The organism is Campylobacter sp. RM12651 (assembly GCF_022369475.1).
GTDB lineage: Bacteria > Campylobacterota > Campylobacteria > Campylobacterales > Campylobacteraceae > Campylobacter_E.
This window is the reverse complement of the sequence record NZ_CP059600.1, coordinates 1,294,399-1,312,850: the sequence shown is the minus strand read 5'-3', so window position 1 is coordinate 1,312,850 and position 18,452 is coordinate 1,294,399. Positions and strand designations below refer to the sequence as shown.

At 26.9% G+C, this 18,452-nt stretch carries 17 protein-coding genes and 1 tRNA gene; 13 read left to right on the top strand and 5 right to left on the bottom strand.

Features of this window, described 5'->3' with window-relative positions; genetic code table 11:
* Positions 1-108: 108 nt before the first annotated feature.
* The 13 genes from AVBRAN_RS06300 (at position 109) to AVBRAN_RS06240 (ending at position 13,493) form a co-directional block, all read left to right on the top strand.
* Positions 109-597 carry an RDD family protein gene (locus AVBRAN_RS06300; protein WP_239802773.1) on the top strand — a complete coding sequence of 163 codons (489 nt, stop codon included), beginning with the start codon at positions 109-111 and terminating at the stop codon, positions 595-597.
* Positions 590-2,632 carry an LPS assembly protein LptD gene (locus AVBRAN_RS06295; protein ID WP_239802772.1) on the top strand — a complete coding sequence of 681 codons (2,043 nt, stop codon included), beginning with the start codon at positions 590-592 and terminating at the stop codon, positions 2,630-2,632. Before AVBRAN_RS06300 ends, AVBRAN_RS06295 begins: the two co-directional genes overlap by 8 nt.
* Positions 2,622-3,299: a sodium:proton antiporter gene (locus AVBRAN_RS06290; RefSeq protein WP_214116520.1), complete on the top strand. Its 678-nt coding sequence runs from the start codon at positions 2,622-2,624 to the stop codon at positions 3,297-3,299. The genes AVBRAN_RS06295 and AVBRAN_RS06290 overlap by 11 nt, the downstream gene beginning before the upstream one ends.
* Positions 3,283-5,376 (top strand): polyribonucleotide nucleotidyltransferase, encoded by a 2,094-nt coding sequence (locus tag AVBRAN_RS06285; RefSeq protein WP_214120586.1) that lies wholly within the window; start codon positions 3,283-3,285, stop codon positions 5,374-5,376. Before AVBRAN_RS06290 ends, AVBRAN_RS06285 begins: the two co-directional genes overlap by 17 nt.
* A complete protein-coding gene (locus AVBRAN_RS06280; protein ID WP_239802771.1) occupies positions 5,369-5,965 on the top strand; it encodes a LysE family transporter in 597 nt (198 codons plus the stop codon). The genes AVBRAN_RS06285 and AVBRAN_RS06280 overlap by 8 nt, the downstream gene beginning before the upstream one ends.
* The gene (locus tag AVBRAN_RS06275) at positions 5,955-6,602 is read left to right on the top strand and encodes a nitroreductase family protein (RefSeq protein WP_239802770.1); all 648 of its coding nucleotides are present in this window, start codon (positions 5,955-5,957) and stop codon (positions 6,600-6,602) included. The genes AVBRAN_RS06280 and AVBRAN_RS06275 overlap by 11 nt, the downstream gene beginning before the upstream one ends.
* Positions 6,603-6,612: 10 nt before the next feature.
* Positions 6,613-6,912: a thiamine-binding protein gene (locus AVBRAN_RS06270; protein ID WP_214116528.1), complete on the top strand. Its 300-nt coding sequence runs from the start codon at positions 6,613-6,615 to the stop codon at positions 6,910-6,912.
* A 7-nt stretch (positions 6,913-6,919) separates the two neighbouring features.
* Complete coding sequence (locus AVBRAN_RS06265) at positions 6,920-7,483, top strand: ComF family protein (RefSeq protein WP_239802769.1); 564 nt, start codon at positions 6,920-6,922, stop codon at positions 7,481-7,483.
* 38 nt (positions 7,484-7,521) lie between these two features.
* Entirely contained in the window at positions 7,522-10,125 is a 2,604-nt protein-coding gene (gene gyrA, locus AVBRAN_RS06260; RefSeq protein WP_214116530.1) for a DNA gyrase subunit A, read from the top strand.
* Positions 10,103-10,675 carry a manganese efflux pump gene (locus tag AVBRAN_RS06255; RefSeq protein ID WP_214120127.1) on the top strand — a complete coding sequence of 191 codons (573 nt, stop codon included), beginning with the start codon at positions 10,103-10,105 and terminating at the stop codon, positions 10,673-10,675. Before gyrA ends, AVBRAN_RS06255 begins: the two co-directional genes overlap by 23 nt.
* 98 nt (positions 10,676-10,773) lie before the next feature.
* Positions 10,774-11,886 (top strand): alanine dehydrogenase, encoded by a 1,113-nt coding sequence (gene ald / locus AVBRAN_RS06250; RefSeq protein ID WP_214116534.1) that lies wholly within the window; start codon positions 10,774-10,776, stop codon positions 11,884-11,886.
* Positions 11,887-12,038: 152 nt separating this feature from the next.
* Positions 12,039-12,115 (top strand) — tRNA-Ile (locus tag AVBRAN_RS06245).
* A gap of 64 nt (positions 12,116-12,179) precedes the next feature.
* Complete coding sequence (locus AVBRAN_RS06240; RefSeq protein WP_239802768.1) at positions 12,180-13,493, top strand: MFS transporter; 1,314 nt, start codon at positions 12,180-12,182, stop codon at positions 13,491-13,493.
* Positions 13,494-13,500: 7 nt separating this feature from the next.
* On the opposite strand, the gene AVBRAN_RS06235 is transcribed toward AVBRAN_RS06240, so the two are convergent.
* Genes AVBRAN_RS06235 through AVBRAN_RS06215 form a run of 5 tightly spaced genes read right to left on the bottom strand, consistent with a single transcriptional unit; the run spans position 13,501 to position 18,451 of the window.
* The gene (locus tag AVBRAN_RS06235; RefSeq protein WP_214116538.1) at positions 13,501-14,655 is read right to left on the bottom strand and encodes a peptidoglycan DD-metalloendopeptidase family protein; all 1,155 of its coding nucleotides are present in this window, start codon (positions 14,653-14,655) and stop codon (positions 13,501-13,503) included.
* Positions 14,652-15,458, bottom strand: a complete 807-nt coding sequence (locus AVBRAN_RS06230) for an ABC transporter permease (RefSeq protein ID WP_214116540.1) — start codon at positions 15,456-15,458, stop codon at positions 14,652-14,654. The genes AVBRAN_RS06235 and AVBRAN_RS06230 overlap by 4 nt, the downstream gene beginning before the upstream one ends.
* Complete coding sequence (locus AVBRAN_RS06225) at positions 15,445-16,122, bottom strand: ATP-binding cassette domain-containing protein (protein ID WP_214120129.1); 678 nt, start codon at positions 16,120-16,122, stop codon at positions 15,445-15,447. The genes AVBRAN_RS06230 and AVBRAN_RS06225 overlap by 14 nt, the downstream gene beginning before the upstream one ends.
* Positions 16,119-17,252, bottom strand: a complete 1,134-nt coding sequence (gene trmB, locus AVBRAN_RS06220; protein ID WP_239802767.1) for a tRNA (guanosine(46)-N7)-methyltransferase TrmB — start codon at positions 17,250-17,252, stop codon at positions 16,119-16,121. The genes AVBRAN_RS06225 and trmB overlap by 4 nt, the downstream gene beginning before the upstream one ends.
* Positions 17,252-18,451, bottom strand: coding sequence for a ferrous iron transporter A (locus tag AVBRAN_RS06215; protein WP_214120131.1), 1,200 nt, complete (start codon positions 18,449-18,451; stop codon positions 17,252-17,254). Before AVBRAN_RS06215 ends, trmB begins: the two co-directional genes overlap by 1 nt.
* Position 18,452: the final 1 nt, after the last annotated feature.

Below are 18,452 nucleotides of genomic sequence, written 5' to 3'. Positions count from 1 at the left end.
TGCAAGTAATTGTGAATTGCAGCCTTTAATGCTTTTCTTCCACTATTTTTTAGGTTACAAGACCTTGAAATTTAACGCTTGTTTGGGGATTTATGTTTAGGGTTTTAAATGGATGATAAAATATTAGAAAAGCTTGAAAAAGAAGATAAACAACTAGCCGATATTGTTGCTAGGTTTATTGCTTTTGTGGCTGATTTTATAATTTGCTATATTCTTATCTTTATTTTAATGATATATTTTATAAACGATGAAGAAATAATTAAAATAAGAACCTTAATAAATAACGAAGATTATATCAATTTAAATATATTGTTATTTAGCTATGTAAAAGCATATTTTATTATTAAATTCTTTTATGTTCTTATATTTTTTTATATGTATGGTGCAACTTTTGGCAATATGATTACAAAGACAAAAATTGTAAATTGCGAACATTTTGATACTCCTAATTTTACAGAATCTTTAAATAGAGCTTTAGTGTTTGTATTGTGTGAATTTTTTATAAATGGGGTATTGTTTGTATCTATATTCTTTAATAAGACAAGAAGAAACTTTGCTGATATTGCCAGCAAATCTATGGTGATTAAAGTTGATTAAAAAAATATCTTATTTGATATTGCTTATTGGCTTACTTTATTCAAATCAAATTGAAATTCAATCAGATGAGTTTATAAAAAAAGATAATTATATAATCTCAAATAAAGATATATTGTTGTTTAAAGAAAATTATTTTGCAAGAGCAAATAGTGGTAAATATAATCAAGATACAAAAGAATTAGAATTATTTGGAGATGTATTTTTAATAAACAATAATCAAACTACTATATCAAATTATGCAAAAATTAATTTAGGTAATTCTTGTGCAAATTTTGATAATTTTTTTATAAGCGATTCTTTTATTGAAGTATGGTTAAAAAGTAAGAATAGTTCTTATATAAATGGTGATTTTATTGTAAAAAATGCAAGTGTTAGTTCTTGTGATGTTGCAAATCCTGAATGGAGTATTGATTTTAAGGAAGGCATTTATAATACTAAAACTCAAGATTTAGTATTAAAAGGTATGGTTTTAAGATTTAAAAATATACCAATTTTTTATATGCCATATTTTGCTATTAATACAGATGATAGTAGAAAAACTGGTTTTTTGGTTCCTAAATTATCAATAAAAAGCAAAGAAGCTATTCATTATGAGCAACCATTTTTTTGGGCGATTAATCATAGAATGGATTTAGAATTAAGACCACAAATTAGAACAAATAGGGGTTATGGAATTTATTCTAATTTTCGTTTTGTTGATAGCCCTTATTCTAAAGGAAATATAGGAGTTGGGTATTTTAAAGAATTTAATAGTTATTTTAATAAAGAAGAATTGAAATTTGGCGAGCATTATGGATTTAATATGCACTATGAAAGAGATAAAATCTTTAATACAAATAACAAAAATCAAGAAGGATTATATTTAGACTTTTTAAGAATTAGTGATATTGATTATTTGAATTTATCTAGTTTTTTAGATAATAATGATGAAGCTATAATAACTTCAAAATTTAATTATTTTTATACAGATAATAAAGATTATTTCGGTTTATATGCTAAATATTATCAAGACACTTCAAGTATTAATCAAGATTATACTTTACAAGAAATTCCAAATCTACATTATCATAGATTTTATGATACTTTATTTGATAATCATATTAACTATAAAGCAGATTTTTCATATAGCAATTTTTATAGAAGAGAAGGTAGCACATTAAATAGATTTCATTTTTATGTTCCAATTGAGTTTAATAAAAGCTTATTTAATGATTATATTAACTTTGTTTTAAATGAAGAATTTGAATTAGGACTTAACTTTTATAACAATTATAGTAGAAGAGATGATTATAATTTTAATTCTACTCATAGTGCTTTTATATATACTAATTTATTTAGAAAGTATGATTATATATTGCATAATATTAATTTTGGTTTTGGTGCTAGTCTTAGGACTGGTTCAAAAGAAATAGAAAATGAATTTTTCATACCAAATACTTATGATGATTTAACCTTTAATATTGAGTTATCTCAAATAATTTTTAGTGATAATGATAAAAAACTTAAGCATTCTTTAACGCTTAGGACAGAAGATTCTAAGTTTAATATTTTAAGCAATCAGTTTAAGTATTATTTTAATAATAATTTTAATATTAATAATACTACGGAGTATTCGTTTAAAAATTCTAATATTGATAGATTTTTTATAGAAGGAGTATATACAACCCAGCCATTTAAAATAAGTTCTGGATTTTATTATAATAAAATTGATGAGCTTCTTGTGAAAAATAAGCCTTATGATAGATTTTTAACTAGTAAATTTCAATATGAATTTATGCCTTATAATATAATATATTCTCAAGCTTGGTTTAATTTAAATAGTAAGAAATTTGAAAACTATAGTATAGGTTTTACTCATAAAAAAAGATGTATAAATTATTCTTTAGAATTTAAAGAAAGCACAACAGCTAAACTTACTCAAATGGGTGTAAAATCTGTAAGAGATAGGGGGGTTTATTTGAAATTCAATCTTTATCCAATAGGCGGTGTAAGATATAATTTTGCTTTAAGAGGTGATGATACTTATGATTTTTGACAATCCTTTACAAGCTGCTAATAAATTTAGTGAAAAATTATTGCAATATAAAGAATTAGAAGGGCATATAATTATAGGAAATAGTATTAAAAATATTCCTTTTATTGAGACTATTGCAAGTGAACTTAATTTATATTATGATATGCTTTTTAACAAAGGCATATATGCCCCAAATAATGAATGTCAGATAGCAAAAATTAGTGAAACAAGAGATATAGTATGTATTCAAGAATTAATTGAAGCTTTTTCCATAACTCAAGAATATATTTTATCAATGAGTACTGTGCTTTATGATGAATCAATTATGGGTAAAATTGCAAAATATAGAAAGTCTTTACCACTTAGCAATCTTAAAGGTAAGGATATCTTATTGTTAGACCAAGGTTCAAACAGCGGTTTAACTATTAATGTATGTCATAAAAGTTTATTGGGTTTAGGCGTTAGAAGTATAAAATATGCAAGTGCTTTAGTAGCTGCTGATGCTTATAATTATTATAATGATTTATTTGATAAAGTTTATTATTTAGAAAAAATAGAACATTTTATAGATAAAGATTATTACTACAAGCAACCACTTGAAATATCAAGTGAATATGCGTGTGAGATTTTAGAAACGAGCAATTATTATTTGCCATATCAAAAGGAGATAAATGAAAAAAATAATTAAGATTAACGATAAAGAATTAGTATTTGAACTTGATTTAGTTGCCAAACAAGCAAATGCAAGTGTTTTAATGACTTGTGGTAAAACGGTTATGTTAGCAAGTGTTGCTAGAGAAGATGAGTGTGTTAGTGAAGATTTTTTACCATTAACCGTTAGTTATGTAGAAAAAACTTATGCAGCAGGTAAAATTCCAGGCGGTTTTGTGAAAAGAGAAACAAAACCAAGTGATTATGAGACTTTAACTTCAAGAATAATTGATAGAACATTACGCCCATTATTTCCTAAGGGTTATTTACACCCAACTCATATTGTAGTTATGCTTCTTTCGGTTGAAGAAAATGTTGATATTCAGCCACTTGCACTTTATGCAGCAAGTGCGGCTTTATTTTTAAGTGATATTGAAATTGTATATCCAGCAGTTGGGGTTAGGGTTGCTAAGGATGAAAATGGTTTTGTTCTAAATCCTGATTTAAATTCTTTAGAACTTTCAAGTCTTGATTTGTTTGTAAGTGGTCTTAAAGATGAATTATTAATGATAGAAATGAAAGCAAATGAGACTAATAATTCAATGAATGAGATGAGTGAGAGTGAGTTATTACAAGCTTTAGAATTTGCAAAAGGTAGTATTTTAAATATAAGTAATGATTTTTATAATACTTTTAAAGAATATAAAAAATCTTATGAGTTTAATTACAAAGCTGATAGTGAAAATCTAGCAGTATATGAATATTTAGAAAAAAACTATTTAGAAGATATAAAATTTGCAATTAATAAAATGGCTAAAAGCGAAAGAGCAAGTGAGCTTAAAGCTATTGCAAAAAAAGTTGTTTTAGATGAAGAATTTATAAATAATAATTGGAGTGAAGCTGAACTTGATTATGAATTAAATCGTATTAAAAAACACATAGTAAGAAAGCAAATCTTAAAAGAAAGAAGAAGAGCTGATGGGAGAGCTTTAGATGAGGTTCGTCCTATTAGTATATTGACTAATATTTTACCAAATGCGCACGGATCTTGTTTATTTACAAGGGGTCAAACTCAAGCATTAGTGGTTTGTACTTTAGGTAGCGACAATGACGCTCAAGCAATTGAATTATTAAATAATAAATCAACTACCTATGAAAGATTTATGTTTAATTATAATTTTCCTGGTTTTTGTGTAGGCGAAGCAAGTCCTTTAAAAGCACCTTCAAGAAGAGAATTAGGACACGGAAATCTAGCAAAAAGAGCTTTAAGTTCTTCAGTTAGTAAAGATTATGCTCATACTATTAGAATAGTTTCAGAAATATTAGAAAGTAATGGAAGTAGCTCAATGGCTAGTGTTTGTGGTGGCTCATTAGCTCTTCGTGCTGCAGCAGTGCCTAGTAAAAAACTAGTAGCTGGAGTTGCTATGGGACTTATAATTGAAGATAATGAATATGCTGTATTAACTGATATTATGGGCTTAGAAGATCACGATGGGGATATGGATTTTAAAGTAGCAGGTAGTGTTGATGGAATAACTGCTATGCAAATGGATATAAAATTAGGTGGGGTTAGCACTGAAATATTAACCCAAGCTTTAGAAGCTGCTAGAAAAGGAAGAATTCATATTCTTAATTTAATGGAAGAAGCAAATTCTAAAATTGTTATTAATGAAGAAATTTTACCTAAATTAGAAATATTTAGCGTAAGTGCTAATGATATTCCAGAAATTATTGGTCAAGGTGGTAAAACTATTAAAGAAATCATAGATAAATTTGGCGTTAGCATAGATTTAGATAGAGATAAAAATGAAGTAAAAATTAGTGGAAAATTAGTAAAAGAAGCTAAAGAATATATATTAAATGAAGTGTTAAAACCAAAATCTAAAGGCAAAAAACAAGCTCCTAAAGTAGAATTTGAAATAGGAACTAGATTTAGTGGCGTTGTTAAAAAAGTAGCTAATTTTGGAGTATTTGTAACCTTACAAGACGGCATTGATGGATTATTACATTCTAATAAAATCAAGGGTAAAAGCTTTAATGAGGGCGAAACGCTAGAAGTAATAGTTAGTGAAATTAAAGATGGAAAAGTAGGACTTAGTTTAGCAGATGAATGATTTATTTGATGGGATATTATTAGGACTTGGAGTTTGCGTTCCTTTTGGTCCTGTTAATATTCTAATTTTAAGTTATGCACTAAAATCTTTTAAGAATGCTTTTTCTTTAGGTTTTGGTGCTTTTGTTGCTGATTTGCTTTATTTATCATTATTAAGCTTTAGCGTTTTAGAATTTATTAAAAATGATTTATTTTTAAATATTTTAAGTATTTTTGGCTTTATATTTTTAAGTTATTTAGCATTTTTAATGCTAAAGCCAGTAAAAGATATAAATCTTCATAAGAATTTAGAAAATACAAATATATTTAGTAATTTTATTAAAGGATTTTTACTAAATCTAGCAAATCCTTATGTAATCACATTTTGGCTTAGCGTTGCAACTATGCTAAGCACTAAACAAAATCCTATATATTTATTTTTAGGACTTAGCGTTAGCATACTTATTTGGATATTTTCGCTTTCGTTTTTTGTATATAAATATACAAATTTATTTAGTGTAAAAGTGCTAAAGATTATTAATATAATTTCTGCTTTTATTTTAGAATATTTTGCGATTATGCTTGTTTTAAGGAGATTTTATGACTTTTAAGGAATGTTTGGATAATAGATTTTCTTGTAGAGATTTTATTGACTATGAATTAAGTAAAGATGAATTAATTAATATAGTAGAACTTGCAAAATTAAGCCCTAGTGCAACAAATATGCAACCAGCAAAACTAAGCTTTTTTAGTGGTAAAAGTCTTGCTAAATTAAGCGATGATTTATTAAATGCTGTAAAAAATAATTTAAAAAGCCAAGATATAAAATTATATCCTGATATTTGGTTTGAACCTTATAAGAGCAGAAGATTTCAGACAGGAATTAGGCTTTATGAAGCACTTAATATAAAGCGAGATGAGAAAGAAAAAAGGCTAGAGCAATGGCATAAGAATTTTAAATTCTTTAATGCTAAAAATCTAGCAATTTTACATATTGATAATGGTTTAAACGAAGGCTCTTTGTTAGATTGTGGTATTTTTCTAGCTAATTTTTTGAATGCGGCTACATATTTAGGATTTAGCACTTGTGTTTTAGGTAGTATTGCTGAATATTGCGATACTATTAGAGAAAATGGGGTTGAAGGCAAAATTATATGTGGCATTGCAATAGGTAAAAAAAGTAGCGATAATGTAAATGATTTTAAAACTACAAGAGCAAGTAATGAAGAAATAATTAAATTTATTTAAAGGAGAAAAAATGAGTGTTACAATGGATTTTTGTATTTTTTCTATGAGCGATGATAGTAAAAGTGAAGAAATAGCACCAATTATTGAGTATTTAAGAAAGAAAAATATAAAACACAAATTAGGTGCAATGGGAACTAGCGTAGAAACTGATGATTTAAAAAGTGCTTTAAAAATTTTAAATAAAGCAAATAAATTAATTAATAAAGATAGAGTTTATTTAGTAGCCAAATTTGACATTCACAAAAGTAGAAATGATAATCTAAAATATAAGGTAAAATCGGTTAAAAAGCGTCTAAAAGATAAAGAATAAAATCTTTATGCTATGTTATAATTGCTCTAAGCCTACATTTAAGATTTTTTGTAAAACTTGTGAAAAAGAATTTAAATTACTTGAATGTAAAAGAAGAATTTTAGATGATGGTTTAGAAGTAATTAGCTTTTATAAATATTCTAAAATTAAAAAACTATTAAATCACAAGCATTTTATTAGTGGATATTTTATATTAAATAAACTCGCATCTTATTCTTATAAAAGATTTCATTTTGATAATGAATTAGCTTATGCTATAGGCTTAGATGATGATTGTTCTAGCGGGTATTCTCATACGGCAATACTTATTAAAAATATGAAATCAAAAAATATTATCCCATTATATAACGCAATTAAAGCAAAAAATAAGATTATTTATAAAGGTAAAAGCCTTTCATTTAGAAAGAAAAATAAAAGAAAATATGAATTGCAAAAGACCTTGGATTTACCTGTAATTTTAGTAGATGATATTATCACTTCAGGTGAGTCTTTAAAACAAGCGAATTTAGTGCTTAAAAAAGCTAAAATTAAGGTTCTTTTTGCGGTCGTATTAGCCGATGCGAAAGTTTAGTTTGCTAGTATAAAAAAATCTTTACTTAAAGGAAAACAATGAATTTATTTGATAATAGTGAAATTACTATTGTAGATATTGAAGATAGTATAAAAACAAGCTATCTTGATTATTCTATGTCAGTAATTATAGGCCGTGCCTTACCTGATGCAAGAGATGGATTAAAGCCGGTTCATAGAAGAATTCTTTATGCAATGAATGATTTAGGAGTAGGTTCAAAAAGTGCTTATAAAAAATCAGCTCGTATAGTGGGTGATGTAATCGGTAAATACCATCCGCACGGAGATACTGCTGTTTATGATGCTTTAGTAAGAATGGCACAAAGCTTTTCAATGAGATACCCAAGTATTGATGGTCAAGGAAACTTTGGCTCAGTTGATGGAGATGGTGCTGCAGCTATGCGTTATACTGAAGCTAGAATGACAATTTTGGCTGAAGAATTGTTAAAAGATTTAGATAAAGACACCGTTGATTTTGTTCCAAACTATGATGATAGTATGAGTGAGCCTGATGTTTTACCTTCAAGAGTGCCTAATTTATTGTTAAACGGCTCAAGTGGTATTGCTGTTGGTATGGCAACTAATATTCCGCCACATAGTTTAGATGAATTAGTAGATGGACTTTTATATTTACTTGAGAATAAAAACGCTAGTTTAGAAGAAATAATGCAGTTTATAAAAGGTCCTGATTTTCCAACTGGTGGGATAATTTTTGGTAAAAAAGGCATTATAGAAGCTTATAAAACAGGTCGCGGTAGAATTAAAGTAAGAGCAAAAACTCATATAGAACAAAAAGGAAATAAAGAGCTAATAGTAATTGATGAGTTGCCTTATCAAGTAAATAAAGCAAGACTTCACGAGCAAATTGCAGAGCTTGTAAAAGAAAAGCAAATAGAAGGTATAAGCGAGACAAGAGATGAGAGTGATAGAGATGGAATTCGCCTTGTAATTGAGCTTAAGCGTGATGCTATGAGTGAAATTGTGCTAAATAATTTATTTAAAAGCACCACAATGGAGACAACATTTGGTGTGATAATGTTAGCAATTCACAATAAAGAACCTAAGGTATTTTCTTTAATTGAGCTATTAGATTTATTCTTAAATCATAGAAAAACCGTAATTATTAGAAGAACTATTTTTGAACTTGAAAAAGCAAAAGCAAGAGCACATATCTTAGAAGGTCTTAAAATTGCACTAGATAATATAGATGAAGTAATTGCATTAATTAAATCAAGTGCAGATACTGCAAGTGCAAGAGATGCTTTAGTAGAAAAATTTAGCTTAACTGAATTACAAGCTAATGCTATTTTAGAAATGAGACTTAGCCGTCTTACAGGACTTGAAAGAGATAAATTAGAAGATGAATTAAGAGAGCTTTTAGCAAAAATTGAAGAACTAAATGCAATTTTAAAAAGCGAAGAAAAAATAGAAGAAATAATTCACGATGAATTATTAGAAATTAAAAATAAATTTAAAGTTCCAAGAATTACTGAAATAGTAGATGATTATGATGAAATTGATGTAGAAGATTTAATACCAAATGAGCCAATGGTAATTACAATTACTCATCGTGGATATATCAAAAGAGTTCCTACAAAATCATATGAAAAACAAAAGCGTGGTGGTAAAGGTAAAGTTGCAGTTACTACTTATGATGATGATTTTATAGAGAGTTTCTTTACTGCAAATTCTCACGATACGCTAATGTTTGTTACTAATAAAGGACAACTATATTGGTTAAAAGTTTATAAAATTCCTGAAGGTAGCAGAACTGCTAAAGGAAAAGCTGTTGTAAATCTAATCAATCTTTTACCAGATGAAAAAATTATGGCAATAATTCCAACAACTGATTTTGCTAAGACAAAATCACTTGCATTCTTTACTAAAAATGGTCTTATTAAACGCACGAATTTAAGTGAATATAGTAATATCCGTTCAGTTGGTGTAAGAGCTATTAATCTTGATGAAAACGATGAATTAGTAAGTGTTTTAATAGCACAAAATGATGATAGTGAAAATATTGATTTGGTTGATGAAAATAGTGAAATTATTGAAGATGATAATATTCAAATTGTTGAAGAAGAAAATTCTTTAGATGAAAACCAAGATAATCAAGAAGAGCAAGTTAGTGGAACTATGATTTTTGTAGCTACTAAAAAGGGTATGTGTATTAAATTCCCACTTACAAAAGTTCGTCAAATTGGTCGTGTAGCTCGTGGAGTAACTGCTATTCGCTTTAAAGAAGAGCAAGATTATGTAATAGGTGCAGTGGTTATTGAAAGTAATGAGCAAGAAATTTTAAGTGTTAGCCAAAAAGGTATCGCAAAAAGAACTGATGCAGGAGAATATCGCTTACAAAGTCGTGGTGGTAAGGGCGTAATTTGTATGAAACTTACTCAAAAGACAAAAGATTTAGTAGGCATTGTAATTGTTGATGATACTATGGATTTAATGGCACTTACAAGTAGTGGCAAGATGATTAGAACTGATATGCAAAGCATTAGAAAAGCTGGTAGAAATACAAGTGGAGTAATTGTTGTAAATGTTGGTAGCGATGAGGTTGTAAGCATTGCAAAATGCCCTAAGGAAGAAGACGAAGAAGAAAATTTAGAAGAAGAGAATGGCTTATTTGATGATAATTGATATTGTTATTTTAGCTTTCTCTTTAGCAATTGACGCATTTTTTGTAGCATTAAGTATTTGCTTAGTGCTACAAAAACAATCTTTAAAAAAGTTATTGGTTTTTAGTGCATTATCTGCTTGTTTTCAAGTTTTAATGCCTATTTTAGGATATTATGTAACTTATTTATTAAATGTAAGGTATATGAAGTTAATTCAAGCAATTGATCATTATGTGATTTTTGCAATTTTTGTATTTTTAGCATATAAATTATTTAAGGAATTCTTAGATAATGAAAATGAGAATATTAATATAAGTTATGGTTCATTATTTTTGCTTAGCATAGCGACTAGTATTGATGCACTAGGTGCAGGACTTATGATATTTTCTTTGGAATATAATTTATTTATTTCTTCTTTATTAATAGCTTTAATTACATTTTTTATGTGTTTTTCTAGTTTATTTATAAGTAAAATGAAAGTTAATAAAAAAATTTTACAACCAATAGGAAGCTTGCTACTTTTATTTTTGGCGTTTAAAATTGTAATAGTTCATATGTTAGAAAACATATAACTTGTAAATTCGTAACACTTTTTATAATTTTTTCAAAAAAATCTTTTGAAGTTTTTATTTTTTTTATATCATACTCCTTTATCACAAAAGGAGTATAAATGATTATAGGTTGTTTAAAAGAAATTAAAGACCAAGAATATAGAGTTGGCTTAACGCCTTTAGATGTTATTGAATATATAAATCATGGACATGAAGTTTTAGTAGAAAGTAAAGCCGGTGCTGGTATTGATATAAGTGATGAAGAATATATAAAAGCCGGAGCAAAGATTTTAACTAAAGAAGAAATTTTTGAAAAAGCTGGAATGATTATCAAAGTAAAAGAACCAATTGAAAGTGAATATAAGTATTTTAAAAAAGGACAGATTTTATATACATATTTACATTTAGCAGCAGATGAAAAACTTACAAAAATGTTAATAGATAAAGAAATATCAGCATTTGCTTATGAGACAATTCAAGAAGGTAAAAATCTTCCTTGTTTAGCTCCTATGAGTGCTATTGCTGGTCGTTTAGCGGTAATTCAAGGTTGTAAGTATTTGGAAAAAACTTATGGTGGTAATGGAATGCTGCTTAGTGGTCTAACTGGTGTTAAAAAAGGAAAAGTTGTAATTTTAGGTAGTGGTATGGTAGGGCTTAATGCTGCTCAACTTGCTTTTGGTATGGGAGCTGAAGTTGTGATTTTAGGTCGTGATGCTAATAGACTAGATTATATTGACCATGTATTTAATGGTAAGATTACTACTTTATATAGTAATATTTCAAATATATTAGATAGTATAAAAGATGCTGATGTAGTAATTGGAGCTGCGTTAGTTCCAGGAGCAAAAACTCCTAAATTATTATCTAGAAAACATTTAAAGCATATGAAAAAAGGTGCTGTTATAGTTGATGTTGCGATTGATCAAGGCGGTTGTTTTGAGACAAGTCGTGCAACAACTCATACAAACCCTATTTATGAAGTTGATGGGATAATTCATTATGCAGTTGGTAATATGCCAGGAGCAGTTGCAAAAACAGCTACTTTAGCACTATTAAACGCTACAACTCCTTATGGAATTAAAATAGCAAACCTTGGAGTAATTGGTGCTATAACTTGTTTTGAAAGTTTAAGATATGGTTTAAATACACATAAAGGACACTGCACTCACGAAGGTGTGGCAAATGCCTTTAATCTTGAGTATTTTAATCCTAAGAATTTCATTGCTATGTAATATGATTAGGCATTTATATTTTTTATAAATGCCTATAGGTTTTTATGGGTTATTTTGTAATATTCAATAAAAGCCTATAAAAAAGATAAAAATTTTATTGTTTAAGTAATTTTTAAGTTTTTAAATATATAATAACAGCTTTTAATCACGGAGGATTTATAGCTCAGTTGGTTAGAGCAACCGGCTCATAACCGGTTGGTCCCAGGTTCGAGTCCTGGTAAATCCACCACCTCCTTTAAATTTAATAGAATTAAATCTTTCTTAGGCTTCAAGATTTTCTTTAGGAGAAAACGATGTCAAAAAATAAGTTAAAACCACTATTACCAATATGTTACATAGAAGCCCTAGAAAGATTTGCCTTTTTAGGCTTTTTAGGTATTTTTGTATTTTATTTAATGGATACATTTTCTTTTTCTAAAGGTGAAGCAAGTGCAATAAGTGCAAGTTTGGGTGCTGCCATTTATGCTTTTGGTATATTTGGAGCATATTTAAGTGATTTTTGCTTAGGTGCAAAAAGATGTGTAATTTTAGGAATTATTTTTCTTACTTTAGGGTATTTATGTTTAACTTTTGATTTATTAACAATATCTCTTTTTTGCATTATTTTTGGTAGTGTATTAATCAAGTCAAATATTACAAGTTTGTTATCTAAAAGTTATCCTAATGATAGCGAGTATGTATTTAGTATGTTTTATATTTTTGTAAATATAGGATGTTTTTTGGGTCAAATTAGTGCTGGTCTTTTAATACTACATTCTTATAATTTAGCATTTTTCATATCATTTTTTAGTGTATTTTGTGCTATTTTAGTATTTTTTTATAATTCAAAATATATATCTAGCGAACCTATAAAATATGATTTTTTTAAAAATAATATAGCTATGCTTATGTTGATATTTTTATTTATTGCATTCTTAGCTACTCAAGAACTTTTGGTGGTTAGTAAAATTATAAGTATTTTTTCAATTTTAATTTTAATAATTTTTTATATTTTTATTTATAGAAAAATACCAACAAAAAATAATTTTAAAAAATTAGCTTTTTATTTAATAGCTGCTGTGTTTTTTTATATGTTGATTTTTCAAAGCTTTAATACTTTAAATATTTTAATTAAAAGTAAGGTTTCTTTTAGCATTTTAAATTATCAAATTCCAGCTAGTTGGTATTTAGCTTTTATGTTTTTAGTCAGTATTTTTACAAGTATGCTTTTAAGTTTTATAAGTAAAAAAAGCTCAATTAATGAAGCATTAATTATACCAGCTGCTATGATTATTGCTGCTAGTTCATTTATTGTTTTAGGAATGCTTAGCAAAGATGATTTTATTAATCCATTTTATATATTAATTACTTATTTTATGTTGGGTATTTCTCAAACAAGTATAGGGGTTTTAGGACTTAGCATAGTATCAAAATTAACTCCAAGTGGATTTAATTCAAGCACTATGGGAATTTGGTTTTTATGTTCTGGTGCCGCACAAGGAATTGAAGGAATTATCGTAAAATATATTGATAATATTAGTTATGAATTGTATTTTAGTATGCAAGGATTTTTTGTATTATTTTTAGCATTACTAATGTTATTTGCGTATAAATACTTAAAAGTATAACTATAATTTAATTGTTGATTAGTTCTAACGGATTTATGTGGTAGTTTTTTTGTGTAACTTCAAAAGTTAAATCCCTTTCAACTTTTCCAACAATGTTTCCTTTTTTTAATACTTCTCCAACCTTTGCAAGTTTGCTAAATTTTGATAAGTGAGCGTATATTGTGTGAATTCCATTTGCGTGTTCAACAATTACAACCTTATCAAGGACTGCAGTATCATTTGCAAAAACTACTTTTCCATCAAATACTACTCTTACATTGGCATCAGGCGTATTTGAGCGTAGCACTACATTTTCATTAAATATTTTTAATTTATATATAGGGTCTATGTAATCTCCAAATTTTTGTTTTACACTAAAATCAACCAAAGGTGCTATAGTTTTTGCTCCTGTATATTTTGCTACCTTTCCATCATAACTTAAGGTATCAGAATGTTTTACTTGTGTAGTTTGACTTGATTTTTTATTTGATTTTTCATTTTCTATGATTTTTAACTTAGCCAAAGTTGCTCTAATTTCATCTTGTTGTTTTTGTAAATTTGTTAGGCGTTGTTTATATATTTTTTCATCTTGTTTTTGTTTAGAAATTAAATTCTCTTGGCGTTTTTTAAGTTCGCTTAATTCTTTTGCTTGTTTTTTATAATTATCAATATTTACATTCATTTCACTAATTTTTTTTTGCTTATAATCAATTTGCTGTTGCGTTCTTGCATAATCTTTTGAAATTTTATAAAGCTCATTATTCAAAACTTCAGAAAGTGTGTTTAATACTTCAATAGAAACTATACTCATTGAGCTATCAATTAAATCTTTTGGTGCTATTAAATCATACGAAAAATCCTTAGCAATTATTTCAACTAATTTAGCACCTAATTTCTCTTTATCTTTCATTAGCTCTTTATTTTGTGTGATAAATGTATTTAATTCTCCATTTTGAGCATTTACAAGTTCTTGTAATTCTGCCGTTATATTTGAAGTTTTTTTAACTTTTTCATTTATTTCTTTTAATTTTTGTTCCCCTTCAATTATTTCACTTGCCAAATCTTCTAATTTTTTTGATATTTGTTCTTTTTCATTTTGAGTTTGCTCTAGTTTTTTTGTGTTGTTTTCTATTTGATTTGCAAATAAACTTAAGCTAAACAAAACTATTAGAAGTTTTTTCATTGTCTTTTTACCTTAAACATTACAATCATTATACATAGTAATGAAGCTAGTAAAGAATAAGAGCTTACTTCAATTAAGCTAGGTAAAAAATCAATTTGCGGTAAATCTATATCAAGTTTTGCTAAAAATTCTTTTATATAAGAGATATTATTAAAATTAATAAAAAACGCAAATAATAAAGCAAAACAAATTATATTATCTACAAATACAATCTTAAGCATTGGTGCAGCTCTTTGGAAGAAATTTGCCCCAAATAAATTAAGAATATAAATTCTATTTTCGTGCTCGTATTTAAAAATTTTTATTTGTTTTATAAATAAAGCAATAGATAATATGCTTATGCAAATTAAACATATATAAGAGATTAGTTTTATAATATTTAATAATTTATATATTTTAATGTGTGTTTTTGAGAATGTTTCTACTTTTAAAACATTCGGTATTTTTAATAGTTGTTTTTTGATTTGATTTATTTCGTTTTCATTAATAAATTTAGTAAAGCTAATATTATAAAATTTTGGGAGTTTTGATTTTAAGGTATTTAAATTAGCATTTGTTATATCTTTTTTTAATTTATTAAGAATTTCACTAGGGTCTAATTCATTAATACTTGAAAAATACTCAATATTAGCTAAATCAACTGCTTGAATTTCTAGCTCGCTTACTAATACTACGCTGTAATCTTTATTTAATTTGGTTTCATAATCTTTTATCAATTCATCAATAAAAAAGGCAAATTGAAAACAAAAACATATAATAAAAAGTGGAAAAATAAAACTAATATGTGTTTTAAATAAATTCATTCAAAACCCCATTTTCTATATTTAAATGCCTATAATTAAAATCAATTCTAGGTGGAATTTGATGAGTTACTGCGATAATGCAAGCATTGAATGTATTTCTAGCAGCGTTTAGTAATTGCCAAATAATATCAGCTGAATGAATATCAAGATTTCCTGTTGGCTCATCACAAATTATTATTTTAGGATTGTGTATGATTGCTCTTGCAAGGGCTATTCTTTGCTGCTCTCCGCCACTTAATTCTAAAGGCATTTTTTTAGCTTTATGCTGAAGTTTTGTGTATTTTAATAACACATCTACATGCTTGCTGATTTGTTCATTTTTAACGCCAGCTATTTTTAAAGGTAATGCTATATTATCGCTTACATTTAGCTCGTTAATTAGCTTATAATCTTGAAAAATTATTCCTAATTTTCTTCTAAGTTTTAACAATTCAGCATTGCTAATATTTCCCATATTTTTAAACAAAACATGCAAATCCCCACTAAATTCGCTAAATTCTCCAAAAAAACTTTTAAGCAATGTTGTTTTCCCGCTACCACTTTTACCGGTGATAAATATAAAATCACCTTCATTAGCACTAAAATTTATATTATGCAATACTATTTCATTATTGTAGGCTAGAGTTAAATTATTGGCATTTATTAAAGTAGCATTGCTTTTCATTGTAAAAACTCTTTTAATTTAATAAATGCTTTTAAATTTAAAGTATTTGGGCAAAAGTCGTGAAACAAAAACTCAAATTCTTCATTTTCTTTACATAATAAATAAGAGCTACTTGGTGTGTCAAATCCACCATAAGCTATTTGAATGATTTTTGCATTATCACATTCATAAATTCTTGATATTTTTAAGAAAAAATCTTCATCAATATGTTTTATAAAATTAAGTTTATTAAAATCAATTTTGAAATTAATTTTTTGATTTATGATTTCTTGATTTAAATTCTTTTTATTTCTCACATAGCAAACAAAATCATATATATCTTTATTCATCTTAAGCCAACGGCTTTCGTATTTGCTTATTATCCTTGCGTCTTTATTTTTAAAATAATCATAGTCTAAATCAGAAAAAATATTTTTTGTATATTCTGCATACATTAAACTATCGCTTCTTAATTCAAAAAATCCATTTTCTTTTAATACTCTTTCGCACTCGTTTTTAAATTCATTTGATACAACTCTTCTATAAGGAGCGTCGTCCCAAGGCACAGGAAAATGCAAATATATTCCATTTAAACAACTATTATTTAATTCTTTTATAGCTATTCTTGCATCAAAATCTAATAAATATATATTCTTTAAATCTTTAGCTAATTTACTTACTTGAATAAGACTAGGTTTATGAATTTCTATTCCAATATAAGTATTTTGAGGATTATTTTTTGCTTGATATAGCAAATGTCTTCCTGAACCAAAACCTATCTCTAAGTAAGCATTATCTAATGAATTAATTAATTCTTTAAAGTCCTTAGGAGATGATATGACATTACTTGCTAATTCTTTAAATTTATTATAATGATATGCTTTTGATATGATTTCATCACAAAATGTTTTTTCAAATGCTTCTAAGGCTTTTTGCATTAAGGCTAAGTCGGTAATTTTTGTTAATTTATCAATTTTTACTACAAATTCGTTATTTTTTTCGTTAAGTTCTATAAAAAAACTAGAATTATTAATATTAGTATAAACTAAAGTTTTGCCTAATTGTGTTTTTGTTTTAAATTTAAATTCAACCTCCCCAACACAAATTGGCAAGGTTAAATTCTTTATATATTTTGCTTTAAAATTTGGCATTATTTAACACTCAATTTTGAACTAGGTTTTGATTCTATTCCAAATTCATCAACGCCAATTATTTGATAAACATCTCCAGGCACATATGTAGTATCTACATAATAATCATTTTGTATTCCGTTTGCAACTTCTGTTGAATTTTTAATAAGTTTATAGGTTCTTATACGATTATCCGTGCTAATCCATTTTATTTTTAGTGTATTTTCATTTTGTAATTCAAATCCTGTAAGAGCAGGAGTTTTAGGTTTATCAAGGCTCATTCCAACTACATTTACGCCAGTTTTTGCACTCTCAAGTCCGTCTTTATCTATCATAGTTACATAATAATATCTGCTTACTCCATCATCTCCTATATTATCCTCATAGCTATTTTCTGTAGTTGTAGCTAGCTCAAAAAATGGTAATAAAGATGCTTTTGAATAATATATTTTATAATGAGAAAAATCTTCATATTTAGGAGCGTCCCAAGTAAGAATTATTTTTTTAGGTAGGTTTGTAGTTACATTGATATTTACAATTTGTGGTGGTAAAACTTTACTAATTGCTTCAACTTCAGCACTAGCATCACTTTCAACTCCGTTATAAGTTAGTGCAGTTACTTTGTATTTAGCATATAGATTTGCTTTAACTTCGTCTAAATATTCAGCACTTAAGCGATTATTAATAGTTGCTACTTTATACCACTTATCAGAATTAGCGTCTTGTTTATAAATATTATATTTTACAACTCTTGAATCAGTATGCGGTCTCCAAATTATTTTGATTTTATTAGGAAGTCCTGCTATTGCTTGAATGAATGTAACTGGTTCAATTTTTCCTATAGTTTTTACATTTATAGTAGATAGTTTTGAATTACCTTCTTTATTAAAAGTTACGAAAGTATAAGCATAGCTAGTATCAGGATTTAAATTATTATCAGAATAATGAGTTGCATATCTATCATTTATAGTAGCGATTAGTTTGTCTTTTGCATTTTCATCATTTAGCTCTTTTCTATAAATCTTATAACCATCTATATTTTGATCATATATAGGGTCCCACTCAAATCCTATTTCTCTCATACCTTGAAGAGTTCTTATATTATTTACCATAGTAAGATTATCAATCGGAGCAATTTCACTAAGACTTGTTGTGCTAGAGCACGCATTAAAACCTATAATAAAAGCTGTAAATAAACTTATTTTAATAATTTTCTTCATA

Excerpts from the sequence above, each read along its gene's own strand:
- AVBRAN_RS06300 (WP_239802773.1), top strand. The coding sequence starts at position 109 with ATGGATGATAAAATATTAGAAAAGCTTGAAAAAGAAGATAAACAACTA.
- AVBRAN_RS06290 (WP_214116520.1), top strand. The coding sequence starts at position 2,622 with ATGATTTTTGACAATCCTTTACAAGCTGCTAATAAATTTAGTGAAAAA.
- AVBRAN_RS06285 (WP_214120586.1), top strand. The coding sequence starts at position 3,283 with ATGAAAAAAATAATTAAGATTAACGATAAAGAATTAGTATTTGAACTT.
- AVBRAN_RS06280 (WP_239802771.1), top strand. The coding sequence starts at position 5,369 with ATGAATGATTTATTTGATGGGATATTATTAGGACTTGGAGTTTGCGTT.
- AVBRAN_RS06275 (WP_239802770.1), top strand. The coding sequence starts at position 5,955 with ATGACTTTTAAGGAATGTTTGGATAATAGATTTTCTTGTAGAGATTTT.
- AVBRAN_RS06270 (WP_214116528.1), top strand. The coding sequence starts at position 6,613 with ATGAGTGTTACAATGGATTTTTGTATTTTTTCTATGAGCGATGATAGT.
- AVBRAN_RS06265 (WP_239802769.1), top strand. The coding sequence starts at position 6,920 with ATGCTATGTTATAATTGCTCTAAGCCTACATTTAAGATTTTTTGTAAA.
- gyrA (WP_214116530.1), top strand. The coding sequence starts at position 7,522 with ATGAATTTATTTGATAATAGTGAAATTACTATTGTAGATATTGAAGAT.
- AVBRAN_RS06255 (WP_214120127.1), top strand. The coding sequence starts at position 10,103 with ATGGCTTATTTGATGATAATTGATATTGTTATTTTAGCTTTCTCTTTA.
- ald (WP_214116534.1), top strand. The coding sequence starts at position 10,774 with ATGATTATAGGTTGTTTAAAAGAAATTAAAGACCAAGAATATAGAGTT.
- AVBRAN_RS06240 (WP_239802768.1), top strand. The coding sequence starts at position 12,180 with ATGTCAAAAAATAAGTTAAAACCACTATTACCAATATGTTACATAGAA.
- AVBRAN_RS06235 (WP_214116538.1), bottom strand. The coding sequence starts at position 14,655 with ATGAAAAAACTTCTAATAGTTTTGTTTAGCTTAAGTTTATTTGCAAAT.
- AVBRAN_RS06230 (WP_214116540.1), bottom strand. The coding sequence starts at position 15,458 with ATGAATTTATTTAAAACACATATTAGTTTTATTTTTCCACTTTTTATT.
- AVBRAN_RS06225 (WP_214120129.1), bottom strand. The coding sequence starts at position 16,122 with ATGAAAAGCAATGCTACTTTAATAAATGCCAATAATTTAACTCTAGCC.
- trmB (WP_239802767.1), bottom strand. The coding sequence starts at position 17,252 with ATGCCAAATTTTAAAGCAAAATATATAAAGAATTTAACCTTGCCAATT.
- AVBRAN_RS06215 (WP_214120131.1), bottom strand. The coding sequence starts at position 18,451 with ATGAAGAAAATTATTAAAATAAGTTTATTTACAGCTTTTATTATAGGT.